We start from the raw sequence: 23970 nt of genomic DNA on the forward strand, positions 1-23970 counted from the left end.
GCCATCCTCGCAAGGCATAAGGATGGCGGCACCTGCGCCCGCCATCCCCCCTCATCCGACCGTGATCGCGCCGCGAAGCGGCCCCCCTCACATGTTCGGGTAGTTCGGTCCGCCCGGTCCCTCCGGGGTCTCCCAGTTGATGTTCTGGTTCGGATCCTTGATGTCGCACGTCTTGCAGTGGACGCAGTTCTGGGCGTTGATCTGGTAGCGGACGCCGTCGCTGGCGCCGGCATCCTCCACCCATTCGTAGACGCCGGCCGGGCAGTAGCGTGCCGACGGCCCGCCGTAGACGTCGTGCTCGGAGGCCTTCTGCAGCTCCAGGTTCCGAACCTTGAGGTGGGCCGGCTGGTCCTCCTCGTGGTTGGTGTTCGAGAGGTAGACCGAGGAGAGCCGGTCGAAGGTCAGCTTGCCGTCCGGCTTCGGATAGACGATCGGCTTCACCTCGCTGAGCGGCTTCAGCGTGGCGTGATCCGGCTTGCCGTGGCGCAGCGTTCCGAAGGGCGAGGCCTCCAGGATCGTATTCGACCACATGTCGAGCCCGCCGAGCCCGACGCCGATCAGGGTGCCGTACTTCGACCAGAGCGGCTTGACGTTCCGCACGCGCTTCAGATCCTGGCCGATGGCGCTGTCGCGCCAGCCGTTCTCATAGGTGACGAGTTCGTCACCCTGCCGACCGGCTTCGAGCGCCTGCGCCAGGGCCTCGGCCGCCTGCATGCCGGAGAGGACCGCATTGTGCGAGCCCTTGATGCGCGGCACGTTCACGAAGCCGGCGGAATCGCCGACGAGGCACCCGCCTGGGAAGACGAGCTTCGGGACCGACTGCCAGCCGCCCTCCATGATGGCGCGCGCGCCGTAGCCGATGCGCTTGGCCCCCTCGAAGGTCTCGCGGATCATCGGGTGGGTCTTGAAGCGCTGGAACTCTTCGAACGGCGACAGGGTCGGGTTCTCGTAGTTCAGGTGCGTCACGAAGCCGACCGAGAGCAGGCCGTCGTCGAAGTGATAGAGCCAGGAGCCGCCGCCGGCCTTGTTCGGCAGCGGCCAGCCCATGGTGTGCTGCACGAGGCCGGCCTGGAACTTGTCGGGGGCGAGCTGCCAGAGTTCCTTGACGCCGAGACCGTATTTCTGGTGGTCGCTGTGGGCGTTGAGCTTGAACCGGTCGATCAGCGTCTTGGTCAGCGACCCGCGCGCGCCCTCGCCGAAGACCGTGTACTTGGCACGAAGCTCCATGCCGCGGGTGTAGTCGTCGCGCGGCTCGCCGGATTTGCCGATGCCGAGATCGCCCGTGGCCACGCCGACCACGGCGCCGGCCGCGTCGTAGAGCACCTCCGCGGCCGGAAACCCCGGATAGATCTCGACGCCGAGTTCCTCGGCCTTGGCGCCGAGGTACTTCGTCACGTTGGAGAGCGAACCGACGAAGTTGCCGTGGTTCGACATCAGCTTGGGGAAGAACACGTTCGGCATGGTCACGCCGCTGTTCTTGGTCAGGAACATGAACTCGTCGCGCTCGACCGCGGTCTTCAGCGGGCGCGCCTCGTCCTGGCGCCAGCCGGGGAGCAAGCCGTCGAGCCCCGAGGGATCGATCACAGCACCGGACAGGATGTGGGCGCCCACCTCGGAGCCCTTCTCGACCACCACGATGCTGACGTCAGGCGCCAGTTGCTTGAGGCGGATGGCCGTCGCGAGCCCGGCCGGACCGGCGCCCACGATGACCACGTCGAACTCCATTGCCTCGCGTTCAGGCAGCGCCATCCGTCATCCTCCTGTCGTGCATCCGCTTTTCGCGGGCGCGTTGGTCGTGCGATCCCATGTTTGACGATCAGTCTCAACCCATTCCAACTTGGGAACGCAACCCAACTTGGGAATGCAGGCGCGACTCTGCCCGGGGATGCCCCGTGCTGACGATGTCGCGCAGGGCAAAAGGTGGTGCGCGACGTCGCATGCCCCGTTGTCCACAGCTCGCTGAGGCGCCACATCAGCGGCATGAGCCAGGGTGAAGACCGACAACGGGATCTGATCGCGAACCTCGACTTCCACGTCGAGGCCGGGCTCGACCTGTTTCTGGACGAAGCGCCCCACGATCGCTTCTCCGAGACCGATTCACCGGAGCTGGCGCGCGCCGCCCCGAGCCGTCTAGCCCCGGAGAGACAATCCCCCGAGCGTGCCCGTCCCGCCCTCGACGACACTTTCCGCACCGAACTGCCCCCGCGCGGTTCGACGCCGCCACCGGCCCGGACCTTCGGACAATCGGCTTCGGCCAAGCCCGGCGAAGCCGCCGGCGATGCCCGAGCGCGCGCGAAGGACGTCCAGAGCCTGGAGGAACTGGAGGCGCTGCTCGCCGGCTTCGACGGCTGCCCTCTGAAGTTCACCGCCAAGAACCTCGTCTTCGCCGACGGCAATCCGGCGGCGAAGCTGATGTTCATCGGAGAGGCGCCGGGGGCCGACGAGGACCGGGTCGGCAAACCCTTCATGGGCCGCTCGGGCAAGCTCCTCGACCGCATGATGGCGGCCATCGGCCTGGACCGTACGAATGCGTACGTCACCAACATCGTGCCGTGGCGACCGCCGGGGAACCGCAATCCGACGCCGCAGGAGGTGTCGATCTGCAGGCCGTTCATCGAGCGCCAGATCGAGCTCGCCGATCCCGACCTGATCGTCTGCCTCGGCAGCCCAGCGACGCAGGCGATCACCGGCACCAAGGACGGCATTCTGAAGGCCCGCGGCCGCTTCTATCCGTATCGGGTTGGGAGCCGCGAGATCCGCGCCCTGGCGACCCTGCATCCGGCCTATCTCCTGCGCCAGCCCCTGCAGAAGCGCCTCGCCTGGCGGGATTTCCGGACGCTGCGCGCGGCTCTCGACGGGAAGGCCTGCGCCCTCTAGGGCCAGCGCCCAAGCGGAACCGTATTCCGCGCCTACGACTTACTTCACGCGGCCGTGTGTGACGCCGCGTGGCCGGACAAGGTGTAACGAGATCATGCGCTGGGAAGATTTCCGCTCGTCGGACAATGTCGAGGATCGGCGCGGCGAAGGTGGCGGCGGCGGTGGGTTCGGCTTTCCCGGCGGTGGAGCCGGTGGCCTCGGCATCGGCACCATCGTGATCCTGTGCATCATCGGGTGGGTCACAGGCATCAATCCGGCCGTCTTGATCGGCGGTGCCGAGCAGATGTCCGGCGGCGGACGCCCCCGCCAGGAGCAGGTCGATCCGAAGACCCAGACGCAGCGCAAGACCAAGCCCACCGACGAGAGCGGCCGCTTCGCCGCTGCGATCCTCGGCAACACCGAGGACGTGTGGAAAGAGGTCCTTCCGAACCAGACCGGTCGCCAGTACCGGCCGACCGCGATGGTGCTCTACACCGGCGGCACCCGCAGCGGCTGCGGTTCCGCGCAAGCGGCGATGGGGCCGTTCTACTGCCCGATCGACAAGAAGGTCTATCTCGACACGTCCTTCTTCAAGGAGATGGAGCAGAAGTTCGGCGTGAAGGGTGATTTCGCCTACGCCTACGTCATCGCCCACGAAGTCGGGCACCACGTGCAGGACGAACTCGGGATCCTCGGCAAGGTGCAGGGGCGCCAGCAGAACGCGTCGAGCAAGACGGAAGCGAACCAGCTCTCGGTGCGCATCGAACTCATGGCCGACTGCCTCGCGGGCGTCTGGGCCAAGAACTCGAACGACAAGTACAACGCCCTGGAGCAGGGCGACATCGAGGAGGCGATGCAGGCGGCGAGTGCCATCGGCGACGACAAGCTTCAGAAGCAGTCGCAGGGCTACGCGGTGCCGGATTCCTTCACCCACGGTTCGTCCGAACAGCGGATGCGCTGGTTCATGACCGGCTATCGCAGCGGACAGACGAAGTCCTGCGACACGTTCCGGGCCGCGCGTAACTGAGGTGCAGCCGGCGCGCTGTCGGGGGGCGGGGCTTTCGCGTAAGATCGCTGATGTCCCGCCCGCGCTCGGCTGAAGGCATTCCATGATGGTCGCATCCGACAAGACCCGCAGCTTCATCCCGCTGGCCATCGCGGTCCTTACGGTGTCGGATACTCGGAGCGCGGAGGACGACCGCTCCGGCGACACCCTCGTCGAGCGCCTCGAGGCCGCGGGCCATACCCTGGCCGCTCGCGCGATCGTCCCCGACGAAGTGGCGGCGATCCGCGGACAGGTCGAGAACTGGAGCCGGGACCCGGCCGTCGACGTCGTCATCACGACGGGCGGCACAGGCTTCACCGGTCGGGACGTGACGCCCGAGGCGATCGAGCCGCTGTTCGAGAAGCGCATGGACGGCTTCTCGGCCGTCTTCCACCGCATCTCCTACGACAAGATCGGAACCTCGACGCTGCAGTCGCGCGCGACGGCCGGCGTCGCGAACGCCACCTACATCTTCGTGCTGCCCGGCTCTCCCGGGGCCTGTCGCGACGCCTGGGACGGTATCCTCGCCGCGCAGCTGGACTATCGCCATCGCCCCTGCAACTTCGTCGAGATCATGCCCCGTCTCGACGAGCACCTGCGTCGCGGCGCATCGATCTCGGTCTGACCCACACCGTCTGGGGATTGTCCGCGGTGGTCAGGCCCGGTCGAGCCGCGCCGCGAGCGGGCGGGCCTTCAGTCGGCGGATGAATTTCGGTCCGGCGAGGAGGCGGTCGCGTCGCACCAGATCGCCCGGACGCGGTGCGTTCACGCCGATGACGCGCTCGCCCCGGGCAGCCAGGCGCGCGGGCAGGCCGGTATGGGGCCGGCGCAGGCGTGCCAGCGAGACCTCCGGCCGCGCCGTCCCGATGAAGCGGTCGAGAAGACGGATCCAGCCCTCGGCGGGAATATCGCCGGCCTCCAGGCAAAGGACCCAGTCCCGGCGTGCGACCTTCGCCCCCGCCGACCACGGCGACGACCCGCGTCCGCGCAGAACGACCTTCGCACCGGTCGCTTCGGCCACGGTCTCGATCGTCGTATTCGCGGTTGGCACGATGATCACCGCATCGCCGACGAGCCCCGCCGCGACGCCGGCCACCAGCGCGCCGAGCGTATCGGCGAGTTGATCGACGGATTCGGGGTCGGCAGGCCGGGTCACGGAGATGAGAGCCGAAAGCATGCGCGCGCATACCGCATTTTTGCGTTGCGCAAAGCCATCTCACGGCGGCGCCATGCTGGCAGGCGGGTAGAAATGCTGAGGGACGGGCGTTCTGCCTGAAATATCTGCAACTGTCCCGACGTTTGTTCGTGATACGTTCTCATCCGATCCCTTTGGATGAACTCGGCCCATGCCTGCAGACGCCTTCTGCTCATCATCCGCCGGCATCGAGGCGGCGCGACGCCTCGGTGAGGCGACGCCCCAGCCGTCAGGGCGGCGGGGCCGGGGTGCCACGGCCAATCCGAGCGGACGGTATGAGGCGGCCCGGCGGGAATCCTTCGACGACGGCTGGTCCGCGGAGGAGGAGGCGGTCGCTTTGCGGACCGAGGTGAGGCCGGAGCATGCCCGCACGCTGATTACCCGCAACACCTCGCCCGACATCTCGTTCGATCGCTCGATCAATCCCTATCGAGGCTGCGAGCACGGCTGCGTCTACTGCTTCGCCCGTCCGAACCATGCCTATGTCGGCCTCTCGCCGGGACTGGATTTCGAGACCAAGCTGTTCCGGAAGGTGAATGCCGGCGCCCTGCTCGAAGCGGAGCTGTCCGCGCCGGGTTACCGCCCTGCTACCATCGCCCTGGGCACCGCCACCGATCCCTACCAGCCCATCGAACGGGAGCATCGCGTCACCCGCGCGGTGCTGGAGGTGCTGGCGCGTTTCCGCCACCCGGTCGGCATCGTGACGAAATCGAACCTCGTCGTACGCGACCTCGACCTCCTCACCGACCTCGCGCGGGATGGTCTGGTCAAAGTCGCGATCTCTGTGACGACCCTGGATCCCGTCCTGGCGCGCCGGCTCGAGCCGCGGGCGCCGCATCCGCAAAAGCGCCTGGATGCGATCGGCCGACTGAGCGCGGCCGGTATCCCCGTGATGGTCATTGCCGCGCCGATCATCCCCTCGCTCAACGACCACGAGATCGAGGCGATCCTCGGTCAGGCCCGTGCCCTCGGCGCCCAGGAGGCCAGCCACGTGCTCCTGCGCCTTCCGCTCGAGCTCGATGACCTGGTGAACGACTGGTTCGCCGAGCATTACCCGGGCCGGCAACGCCACGTCATGTCGCTGGTCCGCGCTGCGCGGGGCGGCAAGGCCTATGACGCCGCCTTCGGCACGCGGATGACCGGCACCGGCGCCTATGCCGACCTGATCCGCCAGCGCATGCGGCTTGCCCGGCTGCGCCTCGGCTATCCCGAAGTCCGACGGCGCCTGCGGACTGGCCTGTTCAGGGTTCCGACGGACCAACTGAGCCTGTTCTGAGGTCATAGGCGCGCGTGAAGCTGAGGCGATGATGGGGTGAGCGGCCGCGGCGTGCGAGGCCGGCGAGGTGCGTGCGCGTGCCGTAGCCGACATTGCTGGCCCAGCCGTAATCCGGGTAGCGCCCGGCGAGCCGACGCATCAGGGTATCGCGGAGGGTCTTGGCCACGATGGAAGCGGCGGCGATCTGCGGCACCAGACGGTCGCCGCCCACCACGGCGCGGCCCGGGAGGGTGAGACCGGGAATCGCGTCGCGGCCGTCAACCCAGACCGGTGCGTCGAGGTGCAGGGCGAGGACCGCGCGACGCATGGCGTCGAGGGTGGCGGCGCGGACGTTGATCCGGTCCACCAGCGCGCGCGACCCGGCCGCCACCGCGACGCGGGCTCGCGCCCGGATCAGGGGTGTCAGCGCCTCGCGCTCGGCCGCCTTCACGCGCTTGCTGTCGTCGAGGCGCGCCAGCAGCTCGGGCGGAAACGCGGTCGGCGCGAACCACACCGCTGCGACGATCACCGGACCGCAGAGCGCGCCGCGCCCGACCTCGTCGCAGCCGATCACGGCCGGGTAAGTCTCCGCCAGGCGTGGGTCGAAGGGCGGCATCGGGAGGGGTCCGGGGCAGGGGTTGCCCTCTTCCCCTAGCCTGCGTGGTCAGGCGGGTCCACGCGTCAGCCGAGTTCGACGATGCCCCGCGGGGCCGTCCCCGCTGCCCGGGCCGGGGCCGGTGTACTGCCATGGGCGTGGGCAATGTTGTCGTAGAACTGGCGCGCACTCTCGGCCCAGGTGTAGCGCAGGGCTTCGCCGCGACAGCGCTCGCGCGGAATGGCCAGCGCGGCCAGGGCGGCCGCTCGCAGATCCTGATCGAGGACGCCGGCACCGGTCCGGCCGATGACGTCGAGGGGCCCTGTGACGGGGTAGGCGGCCACCGGCACACCACACGCGAGGGCTTCGAGGAGCACGATACCGAAGGTGTCGGTCAGGCTCGGAAACACGAAGACGTCGGCGGCGGCGTAGAGGGCGGCCAGCGCGGCGCCCGTACGGGTGCCCAGGAAACGGGCCTCCGGCGCGATACCTGAGAGGCGTGCTCGGTCCGGGCCGTCGCCGACGACGACCTTCGTGCCGGGCAGGTCGAGGCGCAGGAACGCTTCGAGGTTCTTCTCCACCGCCACCCGTCCCACGGAAAGGAAGATCGGCCGTGGCAGACCGGCGAGGTCCGCCAAGTCCGGCGCTTCCGGCGGGCGCGGGCGGAACAGCTCGGTATCGACGCCACGCGTCCAGCGCATCAGGTTGGTGAAGCCGCGGGCGTCGAGGTCGCGCTCCAGGGAAGGGGTGGAGACCATGGTGCCGTTGGCCGCTCCGTGAAACCGGCGCAGCCAGGCATAGCTCCAGGCTTCCGGCACGGGGGCCCGGGCGGAAAGATATTCCGGGAAACGGGTATGATAGCTCGTGGTGAACGGCCGGCCGTGGGCGAGGCAGTATCGCCGCGTGGCATAGCCGACGGTCCCCTCGGTGGAGATGTGGACGTGGGTGGGCCGCAGATCGTCCCAGAGGCGGGCCACGTGCCGCTTGGTGGCGTAGGCGAGCCGGATCTCGGGATATCCCGGGAGGGGAAGGGACGCGAAGTCCTGGTGGGTCAGGAATACCGGGTCGAAGCCGTAGGCGGCCCCCGCCGCGGCCATGTTCTCCAGGGAGCGGACGACACCGTTGACCTGCGGATGCCAGGCATCCGTCGCGATGAGGAGCCTCACGCGACCGCCCGGGCCCCTTCGGGCCGCGGATGGCCGACCAGCTCGGTGCGCGCGGCACGGGCGCGTAGCAGGCTCGGATAGTGCAGCACCTCCATGGTGCCGTCGTAATGCTCGACGATGGCGGTACAGGATTCCACCCAGTCGCCGGTGTTCAGGTAGGTCAGACCGTTGATCTGCCGGTTGGCCGCGTGGTGGATGTGGCCGCAGATCACCCCATCGGCTCCGACGCGCTTGGCCTCGGCGCTCAGCAGTTCCTCGAACTTGCCGATGAAGCTGACGGCGTTCTTCACCTTCAGCTTGGCCCAGGCCGAAAGCGACCAATAGGCGAGGCCGAGGCGGCGGCGCACGGTGTTGACGTAGGTGTTCACGAAGAGCGCGAAGGTGTAGGCGCCGTCGCCCAGGAACGCGAGCCACTTGGCATGGCGGACCACCATGTCGAACTGGTCGCCGTGAATGACGAGGTACCGCTTCCCATCGGCAGCCTCGTGCACCCGCTGGTCGGCGATCTCGATGCCGCCGAAGGTCATGCCGATGTAGTCACGCAGGAATTCGTCGTGGTTGCCCGGCACGTACACCAGCGTCGAACCCTTGCGCACCTTGCGCATGAGCTTCTGCACGACGTCGTTGTGGCTCTGCGGCCAGTACCAGCCGGACTTGAGTTGCCAGCCATCCACGATGTCACCGACGAGGTAGATGACGTCCGCATCGTAATCACGCAGAAATTCGAGCAGCAGATCGGCCTGGCACCCCTTGGTGCCCAGATGCATGTCGGACAGGAACAGGGTCCGGACGCGGGTCGTCTCAGTGTCTTCGCCCACGTTCGCCTCCGGGACAGCCTCCAACGTCATGAGCCAAACCGGATTCCCGTATCAGTTTGATGACGTTGGCCCCGCGAGACCGCGCGCCTTCTGCGCCGCGACGTAAGCTCTTCTTCCACAAAAAAAATTTTGATTTGCGACCAAGTATTTCGGGTTTTCCTTTCTGCCAGAAGCCGGGCATAGTCCCGCTCAAGGTGCCCCACCGGGCGGCGTTCGAGAACGCATGACCGGAGCCCATTGAGGCGAACTAAGGGTGCCGTCCCCGGGGACGACGACGCTGAAACGGCCCAGCGGTCAGCGCGTGTCGCGCGACCCGGCCCATGGAGAAGAGGCTTGAGGTATTCGGTGGCGCGCGCGGCGACGGGCGTCGGAGGGCAACCTTCGGCGCGGACGGACATGGGTCCCGTTTTCGTTCCCATGTCGCGCGCGAACGAGTTCGTCCCGCGATTCATCTGACCAGCGGCCGTCAGGAGCACTCGGGATCGTCCCGGGGCGCTCCGTGCGATCCGCCCCAACCCTCGGCGCACCATTGTCGCCGCACGCAAGCTGCGTGTCGGCGCTATTCTGAGAAACGGAGAAAACACCATGGCGGCAACGCGACGTCCCGGCCGGAACCATCTGTTCGTCCCGGGCCCGACGAACATTCCGGATCGCGTGATGCGCGCGATGATGGTCCAGTCCGAGGACCACCGCTCGGTGGATTTCCCAGCGCTGACGAAGCCTCTCTTCGAGGAGAGCAAGGCGGTCTACGGCTCGAAGGACGGCACCATCTTCCTGTTCCCGGCCTCCGGCACGGGCATCTGGGAATCCGCGCTGTCGAACACCCTGTCGCGCGGCGACAAGGTGCTGGCCGCCCGCTTCGGCCAGTTCAGCCACCTCTGGATCGACATGGCCCAGCGCCTCGGCCTCGAGGTCGTGGTGCAGGACGAGGAGTGGGGCACGGGTGCGAACCCGGAGCGGATCGGCGAGGCCCTGCGCGCCGACAAGAACCATGAGATCAAGGCCGTCATGGTGGTCCACAACGAGACCGCCACCGGCGTCACCAGCGATATCGGCGCCGTGCGCAAGGCGATCGACGCGGCCGGCCACCCGGCCCTGCTCTTCGTCGACGGCGTCTCCTCGATCGGATCGCTGCCGTTCAAGATGGACGAGTGGAAGGTCGATTGCGCGATCGCCGGCTCGCAGAAGGGCCTGATGCTCCCTGCCGGTCTCGGCGTGATCTGCGTCAGCCAGAAGGCGCTCAAGGCCGCCGACACCTCGTCGGGCCAGAACGATCGCTTGGCGCATGTCTACTTCGACTGGGCCGACCACCAGAAGCAGAACCCGGCCGGCTACTTCCCCTACACCCCGCCGCTGCCGCTGCTCTACGGCCTGCGCGAAGCCCTCGCCTGCCTCAACGAGGAAGGGCTCGAGAATGTCTACCATCGCCATCACGTGCTCGGCGAGGCGACCCGCCAGGCCGTGGCGGCCTGGGGCCTGAAGACCTGTGCCAAGGAGCCGAAGTGGAACTCCGACACCGTGACGGCCATCCTCGTGCCGGAGGGCGTCGATGCCGCCGCGATCATCAAGCACGCCTACGTGCGCTACAACCTGGCGCTCGGCGCCGGCTTGAGCCAGGTCGCCGGCAAGGTGTTCCGCATCGGCCACGTCGGTGACATGAACGAGCTGTCGCTCCTGGGCGCCATCGCGGGTGCCGAGATGGCCATGCTCGACCACGGGGTGAAGGTTCAGCCCGGCTCCGGCGTCGCGGCCGCGTCGAGCTACCTGCGCGAGAACCCGCTCTCGAAGTCCTGATCTGACGTGCCGGAGCGGACACGCCCGCTCCGGCACACCCGAAGTCCTTATCCGTGACGTGCCCTCACCGCGGCGTGTCTAGTACGTGTCTTGGCCGGATCGGCCAGAGGATTCCATGACGAAGAAGATCGTGTTCCTCGACCGCGAGTCCCTGGACGCCAAAGTCCGTGCGTTCTCTTTTCCGCACGAGTACGTCGAGTACGAGTCGACCTGGACGCCGGAAGAGATCGTCGAGCGCCTCAAGGGGGCCGAGATCGCACTGATCAACAAGGTCCCGATGCGGGCCGAAACTCTGAAGCAGTTGCCCGATTTGAAGCTCATCGCGGTGGCCGCCACCGGCACCGACGTGGTCGACAAGGAAGCCGCCAAGGCCCAGGGCATCACCGTCGTCAACATCCGCAACTATGCCTTCAACACCGTGCCTGAGCACGTGATCGGCCTCATGTTCGCCCTGCGCCGGGCGATCGTGCCCTATGCCAACTCGGTGCGCCGGGGGGATTGGACGAAATCGAAGCAATTCTGCTACTTCGACTACCCGATTCACGACATCGCCGGCTCGACCCTCGGCATCGTCGGCTACGGCGCGCTCGGCAAGTCGATCGCCAAGCGGGCGGAAGCGCTGGGCATGAAGGTCATCGCCTACGACGTGTTCCCCCAGGAGGGTCTCGTCGACTTCGAGACGATCCTCACGGAATCCGACGTCATCACGCTGCACGCGCCGCTGACGCCCGAGACCCGCAACATGATCGGGCGTGAGCAGCTCGCGAAGATGAAGAAGCACGCGCTCCTCATCAACACGGCCCGCGGCGGCCTCGTGGACGAGGAGGCCCTGGCCGAGGCTCTGAAGGCCGGCACGATCGGCGGCGCCGGCTTCGACGTGGTGATGACCGAACCGCCGAAGAACGGCAACATTCTCTGCGAGCTCGACCTGCCGAACCTCATCGTCACGCCGCACGTGGCCTGGGCCAGCAAGGAGGCGATGCAGATCCTCGCCGATCAGCTCGTCGACAACGTCGAGGCTTTCGTCGCCGGCAAGCCGCAGAACGTGGTGTGACGCGGGTCCGCGCTCCCCACCGTCGCGGGGGCGCATCGTGATCGCCGAAGCGATCGACCAAACCGAGATCAAACGCCAGCCGCGCCGAGCGCGGGACCGACAGGGATCCTGAGACAATGAAGAAGCTGCTGTTCCAATTCGACACCGACGCCGTCCCGAGCGTGTTCGACGTGGTCGTCGGCTACGATGGCGGCGCGGATCACATCACCGGCTACGGCAACGTCACCCCGGACAATGTCGGCGCCCTCGTCGACGGCACGATCTACACCCGCGGCGGTTCCGAGAAGAAGTCGACGGCGATCTTCGTCGGCGGCGGCAGCATGGCGGCCGGTGAGGCCGTGTTCGAGGCGGTGAAGAAACGTTTCTTCGGCCCGTTCCGCGTCTCGATCATGCTCGATTCCAACGGCTCGAACACCACGGCGGCCGCGGGCGTCGCCCTCGTCCAGAAGGCGGCCGGTTCGCTACAGGGCAAGAAGGCCGTGGTACTCGCCGGCACCGGCCCCGTCGGCATGCGCTCGGCCGCGCTCCTGGCCCAGGAAGGCGCCGAGGTCATCCTGTGCGGCCGCTCCCTCGACAAGGCGCAGGCGGCCGCCGATCAGATCAACACCCGCTTCAAGGTCAACATCAAGGCCGCCGAGACCCCCGACGCGGCGTCCCGTGCGCAGATCGTCAAGGGCCAGAACCTCGTGTTCTCGGCCGGCGCGATCGGCCTCGAACTCCTGCCCGAGGACGCCTGGAAGGATGAGGCCAGCATCGAGTTTGTGGCCGACTACAATGCGCAGCCGCCCCTCGGCTTCGGTGGCATCGAGGCCATGGACAAGGGCAAGGACCGCCACGGCAAAAAGGTGTTCGGCGCCCTCGGCATCGGCGGCCTCAAGCTGAAGCTGCACCGCGCCTGTGTCGGTCAGCTCTTCGACAACACCGAGCAGGTGCTGGACGCCGAGGCGATCTACGCCCTCGCCAAGAAGATGGCCTGATCGCCATGGCCGCGAAAGAGAACGCCGCCAACGAGACCATCCAGACCTTCCTCGACGGTCTGGCCAGTTCGGCGCCCACCCCCGGCGGGGGTGGCGCGGCCGCCATCTCCGGCGCCATGGGTGCCGCCCTCCTGAGCATGGTCTGCAATCTCACCATCGGGAAGAAGAAGTACGTCGAGGTCGAAGACGAGCTGAGGCAGATCCTCGGTCAGTCCGAGGCGCTGCGTACCGAACTCACCGGCATGATCGCCGACGACGTCGAGGCATTCGACGCCGTGATGGGCGCCTACGGGCTTCCCAAAGGCACCGACGAGGAGAAGGCGGCACGGGCGGAGAAGATCCAGGCTGCCCTCAAGGTCGCCACCGACGTGCCGCTCGCCTGCTGCCGCGCCTGTCGCAAGGTCATCGACCTCGCGCAGGCCGTCGCCGACAAGGGCAACCTGAACGTCATCTCGGATGCCGGCGTCGCGGTCCTGTCGGCGCATGCCGGCCTACGCAGCGCGGCGCTGAACGTCTACGTCAACGCCAAGGGCCTGGATGACCGAGCCTTCGCAGACGAGCGTCTCGGCGAGCTCGAAACCCTCCTGGGCTCGGCCGGTTCGCTCAACGAGTCGATCTATGAGGTCGTGAAGGCGAAGGTGAACTGAGCCATTCGGCCACCCATGCCGCGCGGGTTTCGCACCGCACGAAGACAAAGTATGTATCGCACCACAGCAAGAGCTGCTCCCGACGCCATCGGGGCAGCTTTTCTGCAAAGTGAATACAGTTTCACGTCCCTCAAGGCAGAGTGAAACAGACTGTAAAAAAATATAAGTCGCAAAGCACTTTCCGTGAAGTGGAATTTACGAGACAGTCGCGGCAAGGAAGAAACGCCGAGGAGAACGCCCATGGACGTGCACGAGTACCAGGCCAAGGAACTGCTTGCCGGCTTCGGCGTGGCGGTTCCGAAGGGAGCAGTGGCTTTCAGCGCCGATCAAGCCGTCTACGCAGCCACGGAGCTCGGCGGCTCCTTCTGGGCGGTCAAGGCCCAGATCCACGCGGGCGCGCGCGGCAAGGCCGGCGGAATCAAGCTGTGCCGGACCTACAACGAGGTCCGAGACGCCGCCAAGGATCTCCTCGGCAAGCGCCTTGTGACCCTGCAAACCGGCCCCGAAGGCAAGCCGGTGCAGCGCGTCTACGTCGAGACCGCAGACCCCTTCGAGCGCGAACTCTACCTCGGCTACGTCCTCGACCGGAAAGCGGAGCGCGTCCGCGTCATCGCTTCCCAGCGCGGCGGCATGGATATCGAGGAGATCGCCGCGAACGAGCCCGAGGCTCTGATCCAAGTCGTGGTCGAACCGGCCGTCGGCTTGCAGCAGTTCCAGGCGCGCGAGATCGCCTTCCAGCTCGGCCTCAACATCAAGCAGGTCTCGGCGGCCGTGAAAACGATCATGAACGCCTACCGGGCGTTCCGCGATTGCGACGGCACCATGCTGGAGATCAACCCCCTCGTCGTCACGAAGGACGACCGGGTCCTGGCGCTCGACGCCAAGATGTCCTTCGACGACAACGCCATGTTCCGCCGGCGCAACATCGCCGACATGCACGATCCCTCGCAGGGTGATCCGCGCGAGGCCCAGGCCGCCGAGCACAACCTTTCCTACATCGGGCTCGAGGGGGAGATCGGCTGCATCGTCAACGGAGCCGGTCTCGCCATGGCCACCATGGACATGATCAAGCATGCGGGCGGTGAGCCCGCGAACTTCCTCGATGTCGGCGGCGGTGCCTCGCCGGACCGAGTCGCGACGGCCTTCCGCCTCGTCCTCTCCGACCGCAACGTGAAGGCGATCCTCGTCAACATCTTCGCCGGCATCAACCGCTGCGACTGGGTCGCCCAGGGCGTGATTCAGGCGGCGCGCGAGGTGAAGATCGACGTGCCGCTCGTGGTCCGGCTCGCCGGTACCAATGTGGAGGCGGGTCAGAAGATCCTGGCCGAGAGCGGTCTCGACCTCATCACCGCCGACAGCCTCTCGGATGCTGCCGCCAAGGCCGTCCAGGCCTGCGAAGCGGCCAAGAACAGCCCCAAGACCAGCCACTGAGACGCAGGGGAGGATACGTCATGAGCATTCTGATCGACGAGAAGACCCCGATCCTGATCCAGGGCATCACGGGCGACAAGGGCACCTTCCACGCCGAGGAAATGATGGCGTACGGCTCCAACGTCGTGGGTGGCGTCACCCCCGGTAAGGGCGGCAAGACCCACCTGGGTGTCCCGGTGTTCAACACCGTCAAGGAGGCCGTCGAGGCCACCGGGGCCACCACCTCGATCACCTTCGTCGCGCCGCCCTTCGCGGCCGACGCCATCATGGAGGGTGCCGATGCCGGCCTCGCGCTGATCTGCTCGATCACCGACGGCATCCCGGCCCAAGACATGATGCGGGTGAAGCGCTACCTGCGCCGCTACCCCAAGGAGCGTCGCACCATGGTGGTCGGCCCGAATTGCGCGGGCATCATCTCGCCCGGCAAGTCGATGCTCGGCATCATGCCCGGTCACATCTACCTCAAGGGCAATGTCGGGGTGATCTCGCGCTCCGGCACGCTCGGCTACGAGGCGGCCGCGCAGATGATGGCCGAGGGTATCGGCATCTCCACCTCCGTGGGTATCGGCGGCGACCCGATCAACGGCTCGTCCTTCCTCGACCACCTCGCCCTGTTCGAGCAGGACCCGGACACCCGGGCCGTCCTGATGATCGGCGAGATCGGCGGTCCCCAGGAGGCCGAGGCCTCGGCCTGGATCAAGGAGAACATGTCGAAGCCGGTGGTCGGCTTCGTCGCCGGCCTGACGGCTCCGAAAGGTCGCCGCATGGGTCATGCCGGTGCGATCATCTCGGCCACCGGCGACTCGGCCGCCGAGAAGGCCGAGATCATGCGTTCCTACGGCCTGACCGTGGCCCCGAGCCCCGGCGAGTTCGGTTCGACGGTGGCGCAGGTGATGCGCAAGCTGGCGGCCTGATCCGCGACACCCTCCCTCCGTATGAGGGAGGGTGGTGGCGAAGCGCCCCGGAGAGGGAGCCCTTTCTCGGAAAGCCGCGCCCCTCTCGCGGGACCTCGCTCCGACCCGACCCGGATGCCGGGCATCCTTCGCCTGGTTTAAGGCGAGGGCACACACGGGACCCCATACCCATCCGTTGCCCGCTTCCGTCGCGGTCGATCGGCGAAGAATTTCTTTCAAGGTGGCCTTCGATGACGGATACCCTTCACGCCCCGGTCGGAGCCGTCGACCATACCTTCGCGCCCCCCGTCATCACGGGAACTTCGTCGAAGGAAGCCCTCGACATCCTGTTCCACGCCCTGCTCGCCGTGGCCCGCCGGCATGAGCCCGAACTCGAGGACGTGCTGCACGGGCGGGCCAACATCTCGGAATTCTCACCCGAGCTCCTCGCGCGGGCGCTCCAGGTGCAGGGTATCTGGTTCCAGCTGCTCTCCATCGCCGAGCAGAACGCCGCCATGCGCCGGCGCCGTCAGGTCGAGCGCACCAAGGGCCGCGAGGCGTTGGGCGGCAGCTTCAGCGCCGTCCTGGCCGATGCGGCGGCGAGTGGCATCAAGGCGCCGGAGATCCACGCCCTGCTGAAGGATCTGCGGATCCGTCCGACGATCACGGCGCACCCCACCGAGGGCAAGCGCGTCACGGTGCTGGAGAAATTCCGCCGCATCTATCTCGTGCTGCGTGAGCTGGAGCTGCCGCGCTGGACCGAGCGCGAGCGCAACGGCCTGATGAACGAGCTGCGCGACCAGATCGAGCTCGTCTGGATGACGGGTGAGCTGCACTTGGAGAAGGCCACCGTCGAGCGCGAGGTCGCCTGGGGCCTGCACTTCTTCGACGAGACGCTGTTCGAGATGCTGCCGGAGGTGCTCTACTCCCTGGAGGAGAGCCTGGCGGAGTACTATCCGGACGAGAAGTTCGAGGTGCCGCCGTTCTTCCAGTTCGGCTCCTGGATCGGCGGCGATCGCGACGGCAATCCCTATGTGACCTCGTCCGTCACCCGCGCCACCCTGCAGCGCAATGCGCTGGCCTCCCTGCGGCGCTATCGCGACGGCGTCACGTCGCTGGGCCGCACGCTCTCCCTGACCGAGCGCTCGCTGCCGGTGCCGGAGACCTTCAGGGCGGCCTTGGCGCAGATGCTGACCGAGAGCGGCGACGGCCGCGCCATCGCCAACAGGAACCCGGGCGAGGCCTATCGGCAGTTCCTCACCTGCGTCCTGCGCAAGCTCGAGGCGACGATCCTGCGCAACAAGGGCCAGCGCTCGACCGGGCCGGACTATCCGAGCGCGGACGGCCTCATCAACGATCTGCGCACCCTGGAGCAAGGGCTGGCCGACGCGAAGTGCCCGTCGTTGGCCGTCGATCTCGTGCGCCCGGTCCGGCGCATGGTCGAGATCTTCCGCTTCTCCACCGTCCGCCTCGACCTGCGCGAGAACACCACCCGAACCACCGAGACCTTGCAGGCCCTGTGGATCCAGGCGAACGGTCAGAACCGCACGCCCCCGGACGTCGACTCGCCCGAGTGGAAGAAGTGGATCATCGAGGAGCTGGCCCGGCCACGGACGACCGAGCGCAGCTTCGAGGATCTGCCCGACGATGCGCGCGAGACCCTGGAGACCTTCGCGCTCGTCGGCGAGATGCGCGAGCAGCTCGATCGCGAGGCTTTCGGCTCGTTCATCCTGTCGATGACCCGCTCGGTGCAGGACATTCTCGGCGCCTACCTGCTGGCCAAGGAGGCGGGTAACTTCCTCGACGCGGCCGGCACCGAGATCTGCTGCCTGCCGATCGTGCCGCTGTTCGAGACCATCGACGACCTGCGTGCGGCTCCGGCCATCATGAAGGAGCTGTTCTCGATCCCCCTCGTGCGCCGGTCCACGCGCTGGCAGGGCGGCGTGCAGGAGGTCATGATCGGCTACTCGGACTCGAACAAGGATGGCGGCTTCGTTGCCTCGAACTGGGAGCTCTACAAGGCCCAGGACAAGCTGACCCAGCTCGGCAAGGCTTCGGGCGTGCCGATCGCCTTCTTCCACGGCCGCGGCGGTTCCGTGAGCCGCGGCGGGGCACCGACGGCCCGTGCCATCGCGGCCCAGCCCCCCGGCTCGATCAACGGCCGCTTCCGCACCACGGAACAGGGCGAGGTCGTCTCGTTCAAGTACGCCAACCGGGGCACCGCCGCCTACCAGATGGAGCTTCTCGCCTCATCGGTCTTCCAGCACGCCCTGAAGTCGGAGCGCGAGGCCGCCAAGCTGCCCCGCAGCGAGTTCGACGACTGCCTGGAGGCCCTGTCGGGCGCCTCGCGCGCGGCCTACGTCAACCTGATCCAGCACCCCGACCTCGTGACCTATTTCGGGGCCGCGAGCCCGCTGGACGAGATCGCGCTCCTCAACATCGGGTCGCGTCCCGCCCGCCGCTTCGGCGCGCGCTCGCTGTCCGATCTTCGGGCGATCCCCTGGGTCTTCGCCTGGTCGCAGAATCGGCACGTGATCACCGGTTGGTACGGCGTCGGCTCGGGGCTGAAGAGTTTCCTCGACGTGCGCGGCAAGCAGGGCGAAGCGCAGCTGCAGCGGCTCTTCGCCGAATCGAAGCCGTTCCGCCTCATCCTCGACGAAGTCGAGAAGACGCTGCTGATGGTCGATCTGGAGATCGCGCGCGACTACGCCGGGCTGGTGCCCGACGAGGGTGCGCGCAACAGCATCTTCCCGCTGATCGAGGCCGAGTACGCCCTTACCCGTGAGATGGCCCTCCGGGTCAGCGGCGGTACCGAACTCGCCGAACGTTTTCCGCTCTTCCGCGATCGCCTCAACGGGCGCCTGCCGACGATCAATCAGGTCAGCCGGGAACAGGTCGAATTGCTGCGCCGGTTCCGCTCCGAGGAGGATGAGGACCAGCGCGAGGCGGTGAAGTCGGCTCTGCTGCTCTCGATCAACTGCATCGCCGTGGGCTTCGGAGCCACGGGATAGCGGCTTTCTCAGGATCCCGCGGGCCCGCGACGGGCCCCGGTCTCACACGCGGGTTCGTCCCGCCCGGTATGGTGACCCGTTATGCGGGTCTCATGAACAACCAGAAGACGTCGAACAGGAAGGATACCCAATGAGCTTCACCCTGATTCAGCAGGCGACCCCGCGCCTTCACCGCTCGGAACTCGCCGTTCCCGGCTCCAACCCGACCTTCATGGAGAAGTCGGCCAGCTCGAAGGCCGACGTCATCTTCCTCGATCTCGAGGATGCGGTGGCGCCGGACGACAAGGAACAGGCCCGCAAGAACATCATCCAGGCGCTCAATGAGATCGACTGGGGCAACAAGACCATGATGATCCGTATCAATGGTCTCGACACCCACTACATGTACCGCGACGTCGTCGACATCGTTGAGGCCTGCCCCCGCCTCGACATGATCCTCATCCCCAAGGTCGGCGTGCCGGCGGACGTCTACGCCATCGACGTCATGGTGACCCAGATCGAGCAGGCCAAGAAGCGCGAGAAGAAGATCGGCTTCGAGGTGCTGATCGAGACCGCTCTCGGCATGGCGAACGTCGAAGCCATCGCCCAGTCGTCCAAGCGCCTCGAGGCGATGTCCTTCGGCGTGGCCGATTACGCGGCTTCGACCCGCGCTCGCTCCACCGTCATCGGCGGCGTGAACAAGGATTATTCGGTCCTCACCGACAAGGACGAGTCTGGCAACCGCGAGACCCATTGGCAGGACCCGTGGCTCTTCGCCCAGGCCCGCATGATGGTCGCCTGCCGCGCCTATGGCCTGCGCCCGATCGATGGTCCCTTCGGCGACTTCTCCGATCCGGACGGCTACATCTCCGCCGCCCGCCGCTGCGCCGCCCTCGGCTTCGAAGGCAAGTGGGCGATCCACCCCTCGCAGATCGATCTGGCCAACGAGGTGTTCACCCCCTCGGCGGCCGAGGTCGACAAGGCCCGCCGCATTCTGGCGGCCATGGAAGAGGCCGCCAAGGCCGGCAAGGGCGCCGTCTCCCTCGACGGCCGCCTCATCGACATCGCCTCGATCCGTATGGCCGAAGCGCTGATCGAGAAGGCCAACGCGATGGCGGCGAGCTGACGCCTCGGCACGACGCCTGACGAAACCCGCAACTCGGCCGCCCCTGTGGGGGCGGCCCTTTTGTTTGGCGGCCGGTCCTCGCAACGACCGGCACCAAGACCGCCCGTCATCCGTTAGCCCATGCCCGCCAGCGGCAAGCGTTGCGGCAAACGTGCAAGATGAAGCCGATCGGCGGGCGCATGACACAAGACCCTCACCAGGTATCCAGGGAGATCCCATCATGCACGTGACCATCGAAGACGCGCACAAGGCCATCGAGGCCGCTCGCGCGAAGGCCGTGGAACTCGGCACGCAGATGTGCATCGCCGTCGTGGATTCCGGCGGAAACCTGAAGGCCTTCTACCGGATGGACGGCGCCTGGGTCGGCTCGATCGACATCTCGCACAAGAAGGCGAAGACTTCCGTGTTCTTCGGCATGATGACCGGTCAGATCGGCCAGCTCTCGCAGCCGGGCGGACCGCTCTACGGAATCGAGCACTCGAACGACGGCTTGATCACCTTCCCGGGCGGCATCCCGATCGTGGATCAGGACGGCGAGATGTCTGGAGCGATCGGCGTCAGCGGATCGACGGTCGAGAACGACCACGCAGTGGCGCTGGCCGGCGCGAGCTGCATCGGCTCGACGGAGCTGCCGGCGCATCCCTGGCGGACCTGACCCGCTCGATTCCCCTTCGAACACGAAAAAGCCCCGCTCGCGAGAGCGGGGCTTTTCTGTGCGACCTTCGAAGGCGGCGGCCCATGAGGGCCGCCGGATCGGACCTTAGAGGGAGCCGAACTTGTAGTTGAAGCCGGCCTTGATCAGGTTGCCCTCGGTGTTGAAGCGCGAGGTGTACGAGCCGGTCGCGGCGGTCAGGCCGGTCGTGTTCACGAGGACGTTGCGGCTGCCGAGGTCGTAGCGGAGGTACTCAGCCTTCAGCGTGATGGCGCTGGCGCCGATGAGACCGCCGATGAAGTTGAAGCGGTTCAGGAAGCTGTCGGTGGGGATCGCGTACTCGATGCCGCCGCCGTAGACGTAGCCCGTCTCCATGCCCTTGTAGCGGCCCAGGTAGGCGAGCTGGTTGGCACCGTTGAAGAAGTCGGCCTGATACTTGACCTCGCCGTAGGCGAAGCCGCCGGTCCCATAGACCAGGAACCGGTCGAAGGCGTAGCCGAGGCGGCCCTGCACAGTGCCGAGGTAGTTCAGGCGGTTCCGGAAGCTGCTCGGGTCAGGAACACCACCGTTGAACACGCTGGGAGCGCTGAAATAGTCACGACGCTTGCCGATATCGGTCCAGGTCACGTCGGCCTCGGCGCCAACGACGAAGCCGGAGCCCGGGGTGAACTGGTAGTTATACCCGATGCCGCCGCCGATGTTGCCGATGCCGTCCTGCTCGGCCTTGAAGCTCGAGGGACGACGCTCGCGGGCCACGTTGAGGCGGGTGTCAGTCAGACCGCCCGTAGCATCGTTGTTGCCAATGGTGCGAATGGTCTGGTTGTCGCTGAAGGTGTAGGAGCTGTGCGTTCCCACGTACAAACCGGTCCAGGTGAAGACCGGCACCGGGACGAAGACCGGCGGCGGCGCCTGACGGCGCGGAAGGTCGGCGGCATTTGCTGCGCCGATGGCGGCGAGCGACGCGAGGCCAGCCAGGAAAGTCTTTGCAATCATCGGGGTGTCTGTCCCAGGGTCGGAGAGTTGCCGTCAAGCTACTCGCGGTTGTCCAAGCCGACTATGCCCCACAAGCCACACCTGCTTCGGAAGCGTCAGGTGGCGTACGAAATTCTGTCGGACCGTGCGTCGGAGTGCGACCCATGGCGCGCCACGGCGGGTGACAACGGCCGGTTAAGCACGTTGCGTTACTCCGATCCGCCACCCCTCCAGCCGTGACAGGAGCGACGATGACACGGGACCAGCTCGCCGCAGAACTGAAGCGCATCGCCACCGATCAGGTCAGCGACATCGAGCGCGCGGTCAAGGACGGCCACAAGACGATCGCCCTGAATGAGATTGCGGATCTCAACCGTAACCTGAAAGCCCTCGCGGCAGCCGTCAAAGGCAAGACCTTGATCCGAGCCTGATTTCAGCGCCGGCGCATCTGCGTGTGCCGGCGCCAGAGAGGGCGGGAGGCTTCGGAAAAGCTCGGCAGCCCCGTTGACCGTTGCGAGACTTCGGACGCATGTTCCTGATATGTTCTCACTCAGGATCGCCGATGCAGTCTCGTCCCACCCCCGCGCCTGCCTGGATCGCGCCGGCGGAGGCGATCGTGGCCGCCTCTCTGGAAGAGGCCGACGGCGATGCGATCCTCGCCCTCCATCGCGCGGTGGCCGATGCTCTGACCGACCTGTGCGAAGCCGAGCGTCGGACCCTATGCCGCGATCGCCTGATTTCCCACGGCTACGCCCGCGGTCGGCCCGATCGAGACGCGTAGGGACGGCTCACACCTCGCCGTCGGAGGCTTTTTGCTCCTCGACCTCCGGCGCGACCTGCCCGAAGTTCAGAACCGCCACCAGGGCGGTTCCGCCGAAAACGTTCCCGATCAAGGTCGGCAGGAAGAAGCGCCAAGCATAGTCGACCATCGTCGCTTGGCCGGAAAACACGAGATAGAACGTGTCGACCGAGCCGGCGACGATGTGGCTGAGATCGCACATCGAGACGAGCCAGGTGATGAGGATGATCACCAAGGCGGCCGCCGATCCCGTTGCCGGCAGCATCCACACCAGCAGGGCGATGAGCCAACCGGCGAAGACGGCCTTGATCACCGTGGTACCGAAGCCCGAGGCGACGGCGTGGTGGCTGAGCGCCGCGAAGGCGGTATGAACACCCGGCGCGAAAGCGTCCGAATAGGCAAGCACCGCCGCGATGACGGCCGTCGCCGCGATATTGCCGGTCAGCACGATTCCCCAGAGCCGCAGGACCCGCCACAGCGTCGACCGACTGCGGTCATGCAACAGCGGCAGGATCGGCGTCACGGTGTTCTCGGTGAACAGTTGCTGGCGTCCCAGGATGACGATGAGGAAGCCGGTGGCGTAGCCGAGACTCGTGATCAGGCTGGTCCAGGGCGCCTCGGGCAGGTGGGTCTTCAGCACACCCGGCACGATCAGGGAGAAGCCCATGGTGAGGCCCGCGGCGATGGCCGACAGGAGGAGTGCGCTACCCCGACGCCGCAGCTCTTCATCGCCCTCGAGCCGGATGACCTCGTGGAGGACGAAGGCGTCGGGACGTCCGATTTCCGCGACGGCCGCGGCTTTCGGATCGGACCCGTCCTCGCGCTCATCGGCCATCGTATCCGCTCCCGGTGTCGCCCGCATGGAAAGGGGTCGCTTGGATGGAAGCGGACCGGGGCTGGGGTTGTTCAGGCGGGCGCGCCGCCGCGCAAGCCGTCGACGAGCGCGTCCACCTCAGCCCGGGCGGCGGCCAGCGCTGTGGCTTCCCGGCCGCGCACCACGATGCGATTGGCAAAACCGTTCGGCGTCATCGACGGATAGGAGCCGATCGAGACCTTCGGGTGGGCCTTGGCGATGGTTGCGAGACCGCTCGCATAAGTGCCCTCAGGCAGGTTGCCGGCCTCGATCGTCTCCGACAGCACCTTGGCGCCGGTCACCAGCGTCGGTCCGACATTGTCGAGCATCGCCTGCATGATCCCCGGCACGCCCGCCATGACGATGACGTTGCCGATGCGGAAGCCCGGCGCCTTGGAGACCGGGTTGGCGATGAGGTCGGCCCCGTCCGGGATGCGCGCCATGCGCAGGCGCGCCTCGTTCAGGTCCTCGGGTTTGTGGCGCTCCAGCAGCATCGCCTTCGCGCGCGGATCGACGTCGATCGCGACGCCGAAGGCCGCGGCGACGCAGTCGGCGGTGATGTCATCGTGCGTTGGACCGATGCCGCCGGTGGTAAAGAGATAGGTGTAGGAATCCCGAAGGGCATTGATGGCGGCGACGATGCGATCGGCCTCGTCGGGTACGATGCGCACTTCCTTCAGGTCGATGCCGACGGCGCTGCAGTAGTCCGCGATCGTGCCGATGTTCTTGTCCTTGGTGCGCCCGGACAGGATTTCGTCACCGATGACCAGGACGGCGGCGGTGACGGCGGCGATTTCGGTCGGTTCGGGCACGGCGGATCCGGGGCAAGCGGGAGGGTCCCTGCCAAGTAGC

At 67.0% G+C, this 23970-nt stretch carries 23 protein-coding genes; 15 read left to right on the forward strand and 8 right to left on the reverse strand.

All coding sequences use genetic code 11. From position 1 onward, the window contains the following. Positions 1 to 87: 87 nt before the first annotated feature. Positions 88 to 1749: an electron transfer flavoprotein-ubiquinone oxidoreductase gene (locus ASF58_RS22450; protein WP_055957891.1), complete on the reverse strand. Its 1662-nt coding sequence runs from the start codon at positions 1747 to 1749 to the stop codon at positions 88 to 90. A 231-nt stretch (positions 1750 to 1980) separates the two neighbouring features. On the opposite strand from ASF58_RS22450, the gene ASF58_RS22455 reads away from it, so the two are divergent. From ASF58_RS22455 to moaB, 3 genes are all read left to right on the forward strand, one after another. After that, on the forward strand, positions 1981 to 2877 hold the full coding sequence (locus ASF58_RS22455) for a uracil-DNA glycosylase (RefSeq protein ID WP_055957893.1): 897 nt from the start codon (positions 1981 to 1983) through the stop codon (positions 2875 to 2877). Positions 2878 to 2971: 94 nt separating this feature from the next. Next, complete coding sequence (locus ASF58_RS22460) at positions 2972 to 3883, forward strand: neutral zinc metallopeptidase (RefSeq protein WP_055957896.1); 912 nt, start codon at positions 2972 to 2974, stop codon at positions 3881 to 3883. 85 nt (positions 3884 to 3968) lie between these two features. Next, positions 3969 to 4526 (forward strand): molybdenum cofactor biosynthesis protein B, encoded by a 558-nt coding sequence (gene moaB, locus ASF58_RS22465; RefSeq protein ID WP_055958170.1) that lies wholly within the window; start codon positions 3969 to 3971, stop codon positions 4524 to 4526. 30 nt (positions 4527 to 4556) lie between these two features. On the opposite strand, the gene ASF58_RS22470 is transcribed toward moaB, so the two are convergent. Then, positions 4557 to 5078: a hypothetical protein gene (locus tag ASF58_RS22470; RefSeq protein WP_055957898.1), complete on the reverse strand. Its 522-nt coding sequence runs from the start codon at positions 5076 to 5078 to the stop codon at positions 4557 to 4559. Between the two features lie 169 nt (positions 5079 to 5247). On the opposite strand from ASF58_RS22470, the gene ASF58_RS22475 reads away from it, so the two are divergent. Then, positions 5248 to 6372: a PA0069 family radical SAM protein gene (locus ASF58_RS22475; protein WP_055957901.1), complete on the forward strand. Its 1125-nt coding sequence runs from the start codon at positions 5248 to 5250 to the stop codon at positions 6370 to 6372. Here the strand turns inward: ASF58_RS22475 and ASF58_RS22480 are convergent. The 3 genes from ASF58_RS22480 to ASF58_RS22490 form a co-directional block, all read right to left on the reverse strand. Continuing rightward, positions 6338 to 6967, reverse strand: coding sequence for a ribonuclease HII (locus ASF58_RS22480; protein ID WP_055957904.1), 630 nt, complete (start codon positions 6965 to 6967; stop codon positions 6338 to 6340). The genes ASF58_RS22475 and ASF58_RS22480 overlap by 35 nt on opposite strands. Before the next feature lie 65 nt (positions 6968 to 7032). Beyond that, positions 7033 to 8112, reverse strand: a complete 1080-nt coding sequence (locus ASF58_RS22485) for a glycosyltransferase family 1 protein (RefSeq protein ID WP_055957907.1) — start codon at positions 8110 to 8112, stop codon at positions 7033 to 7035. Next, positions 8109 to 8930, reverse strand: a complete 822-nt coding sequence (locus ASF58_RS22490) for a UDP-2,3-diacylglucosamine diphosphatase (RefSeq protein ID WP_055958174.1) — start codon at positions 8928 to 8930, stop codon at positions 8109 to 8111. The genes ASF58_RS22485 and ASF58_RS22490 overlap by 4 nt, the downstream gene beginning before the upstream one ends. 585 nt (positions 8931 to 9515) lie before the next feature. Between ASF58_RS22490 and ASF58_RS22495 the strand changes: the two genes are divergently transcribed. From ASF58_RS22495 to ASF58_RS22535, 9 genes are all read left to right on the forward strand, one after another. Then, positions 9516 to 10724 carry an aminotransferase class V-fold PLP-dependent enzyme gene (locus ASF58_RS22495; protein WP_055957910.1) on the forward strand — a complete coding sequence of 403 codons (1209 nt, stop codon included), beginning with the start codon at positions 9516 to 9518 and terminating at the stop codon, positions 10722 to 10724. A 115-nt stretch (positions 10725 to 10839) separates the two neighbouring features. Next, positions 10840 to 11778, forward strand: a complete 939-nt coding sequence (locus tag ASF58_RS22500) for a D-2-hydroxyacid dehydrogenase (protein ID WP_055957914.1) — start codon at positions 10840 to 10842, stop codon at positions 11776 to 11778. A 116-nt stretch (positions 11779 to 11894) separates the two neighbouring features. Beyond that, entirely contained in the window at positions 11895 to 12755 is an 861-nt protein-coding gene (locus ASF58_RS22505; RefSeq protein ID WP_055957917.1) for an NADP-dependent methylenetetrahydromethanopterin/methylenetetrahydrofolate dehydrogenase, read from the forward strand. Positions 12756 to 12760: 5 nt separating this feature from the next. Further along, on the forward strand, positions 12761 to 13402 hold the full coding sequence (fchA, locus tag ASF58_RS22510) for a methenyltetrahydrofolate cyclohydrolase (protein ID WP_055957921.1): 642 nt from the start codon (positions 12761 to 12763) through the stop codon (positions 13400 to 13402). Between the two features lie 240 nt (positions 13403 to 13642). Then, positions 13643 to 14833, forward strand: coding sequence for a malate--CoA ligase subunit beta (locus tag ASF58_RS22515; protein WP_055957924.1), 1191 nt, complete (start codon positions 13643 to 13645; stop codon positions 14831 to 14833). 20 nt (positions 14834 to 14853) lie between these two features. Next, the gene (gene sucD, locus ASF58_RS22520) at positions 14854 to 15747 is read left to right on the forward strand and encodes a succinate--CoA ligase subunit alpha (protein WP_055957928.1); all 894 of its coding nucleotides are present in this window, start codon (positions 14854 to 14856) and stop codon (positions 15745 to 15747) included. A 230-nt stretch (positions 15748 to 15977) separates the two neighbouring features. Beyond that, complete coding sequence (locus ASF58_RS22525; protein ID WP_055957929.1) at positions 15978 to 18737, forward strand: phosphoenolpyruvate carboxylase; 2760 nt, start codon at positions 15978 to 15980, stop codon at positions 18735 to 18737. A gap of 130 nt (positions 18738 to 18867) precedes the next feature. Further along, positions 18868 to 19842 (forward strand): CoA ester lyase, encoded by a 975-nt coding sequence (locus ASF58_RS22530; RefSeq protein ID WP_055957932.1) that lies wholly within the window; start codon positions 18868 to 18870, stop codon positions 19840 to 19842. Positions 19843 to 20062: 220 nt separating this feature from the next. Beyond that, on the forward strand, positions 20063 to 20497 hold the full coding sequence (locus ASF58_RS22535) for a heme-binding protein (protein ID WP_055957935.1): 435 nt from the start codon (positions 20063 to 20065) through the stop codon (positions 20495 to 20497). A 105-nt stretch (positions 20498 to 20602) separates the two neighbouring features. Here the strand turns inward: ASF58_RS22535 and ASF58_RS22540 are convergent, their stop codons facing one another. Then, positions 20603 to 21487: an outer membrane beta-barrel protein gene (locus tag ASF58_RS22540; RefSeq protein ID WP_055957938.1), complete on the reverse strand. Its 885-nt coding sequence runs from the start codon at positions 21485 to 21487 to the stop codon at positions 20603 to 20605. Positions 21488 to 21717: 230 nt separating this feature from the next. On the opposite strand from ASF58_RS22540, the gene ASF58_RS22545 reads away from it, so the two are divergent. Both ASF58_RS22545 and ASF58_RS22550 read left to right on the forward strand, forming a co-directional pair. Next, on the forward strand, positions 21718 to 21897 hold the full coding sequence (locus ASF58_RS22545; protein ID WP_055957941.1) for a hypothetical protein: 180 nt from the start codon (positions 21718 to 21720) through the stop codon (positions 21895 to 21897). A 131-nt stretch (positions 21898 to 22028) separates the two neighbouring features. Beyond that, on the forward strand, positions 22029 to 22247 hold the full coding sequence (locus ASF58_RS22550; RefSeq protein WP_055957944.1) for a hypothetical protein: 219 nt from the start codon (positions 22029 to 22031) through the stop codon (positions 22245 to 22247). 7 nt (positions 22248 to 22254) lie between these two features. Here ASF58_RS22550 and ASF58_RS22555 read toward each other — a convergent pair whose 3' ends face one another. Both ASF58_RS22555 and ASF58_RS22560 read right to left on the reverse strand, forming a co-directional pair. Beyond that, a complete protein-coding gene (locus ASF58_RS22555) occupies positions 22255 to 23100 on the reverse strand; it encodes a formate/nitrite transporter family protein (RefSeq protein WP_055957948.1) in 846 nt (281 codons plus the stop codon). Between the two features lie 71 nt (positions 23101 to 23171). After that, entirely contained in the window at positions 23172 to 23930 is a 759-nt protein-coding gene (locus ASF58_RS22560; protein ID WP_055957951.1) for a molybdopterin-binding protein, read from the reverse strand. Positions 23931 to 23970: the final 40 nt, after the last annotated feature.

Source organism: Methylobacterium sp. Leaf125, from assembly GCF_001423085.1.
Classification (GTDB): domain Bacteria; phylum Pseudomonadota; class Alphaproteobacteria; order Rhizobiales; family Beijerinckiaceae; genus Methylobacterium.

Bases quoted from the DNA above. Each gene is read 5' to 3' on its own strand.
- ASF58_RS22505 (WP_055957917.1), top strand. From the start codon at position 11,895: ATGAAGAAGCTGCTGTTCCAATTCGACACCGACGCCGTCCCGAGCGTG.
- ASF58_RS22515 (WP_055957924.1), top strand. From the start codon at position 13,643: ATGGACGTGCACGAGTACCAGGCCAAGGAACTGCTTGCCGGCTTCGGC.
- ASF58_RS22540 (WP_055957938.1), bottom strand. From the start codon at position 21,487: ATGATTGCAAAGACTTTCCTGGCTGGCCTCGCGTCGCTCGCCGCCATC.
- ASF58_RS22535 (WP_055957935.1), top strand. From the start codon at position 20,063: ATGCACGTGACCATCGAAGACGCGCACAAGGCCATCGAGGCCGCTCGC.
- ASF58_RS22555 (WP_055957948.1), bottom strand. From the start codon at position 23,100: ATGGCCGATGAGCGCGAGGACGGGTCCGATCCGAAAGCCGCGGCCGTC.
- fchA (WP_055957921.1), top strand. From the start codon at position 12,761: ATGGCCGCGAAAGAGAACGCCGCCAACGAGACCATCCAGACCTTCCTC.
- moaB (WP_055958170.1), top strand. From the start codon at position 3,969: ATGGTCGCATCCGACAAGACCCGCAGCTTCATCCCGCTGGCCATCGCG.
- ASF58_RS22530 (WP_055957932.1), top strand. From the start codon at position 18,868: ATGAGCTTCACCCTGATTCAGCAGGCGACCCCGCGCCTTCACCGCTCG.
- ASF58_RS22460 (WP_055957896.1), top strand. From the start codon at position 2,972: ATGCGCTGGGAAGATTTCCGCTCGTCGGACAATGTCGAGGATCGGCGC.
- ASF58_RS22475 (WP_055957901.1), top strand. From the start codon at position 5,248: ATGCCTGCAGACGCCTTCTGCTCATCATCCGCCGGCATCGAGGCGGCG.
- ASF58_RS22495 (WP_055957910.1), top strand. From the start codon at position 9,516: ATGGCGGCAACGCGACGTCCCGGCCGGAACCATCTGTTCGTCCCGGGC.
- ASF58_RS22550 (WP_055957944.1), top strand. From the start codon at position 22,029: ATGCAGTCTCGTCCCACCCCCGCGCCTGCCTGGATCGCGCCGGCGGAG.
- ASF58_RS22545 (WP_055957941.1), top strand. From the start codon at position 21,718: ATGACACGGGACCAGCTCGCCGCAGAACTGAAGCGCATCGCCACCGAT.
- ASF58_RS22455 (WP_055957893.1), top strand. From the start codon at position 1,981: ATGAGCCAGGGTGAAGACCGACAACGGGATCTGATCGCGAACCTCGAC.
- ASF58_RS22480 (WP_055957904.1), bottom strand. From the start codon at position 6,967: ATGCCGCCCTTCGACCCACGCCTGGCGGAGACTTACCCGGCCGTGATC.
- ASF58_RS22450 (WP_055957891.1), bottom strand. From the start codon at position 1,749: ATGGCGCTGCCTGAACGCGAGGCAATGGAGTTCGACGTGGTCATCGTG.
- ASF58_RS22470 (WP_055957898.1), bottom strand. From the start codon at position 5,078: ATGCTTTCGGCTCTCATCTCCGTGACCCGGCCTGCCGACCCCGAATCC.
- ASF58_RS22500 (WP_055957914.1), top strand. From the start codon at position 10,840: ATGACGAAGAAGATCGTGTTCCTCGACCGCGAGTCCCTGGACGCCAAA.
- ASF58_RS22525 (WP_055957929.1), top strand. From the start codon at position 15,978: ATGACGGATACCCTTCACGCCCCGGTCGGAGCCGTCGACCATACCTTC.
- sucD (WP_055957928.1), top strand. From the start codon at position 14,854: ATGAGCATTCTGATCGACGAGAAGACCCCGATCCTGATCCAGGGCATC.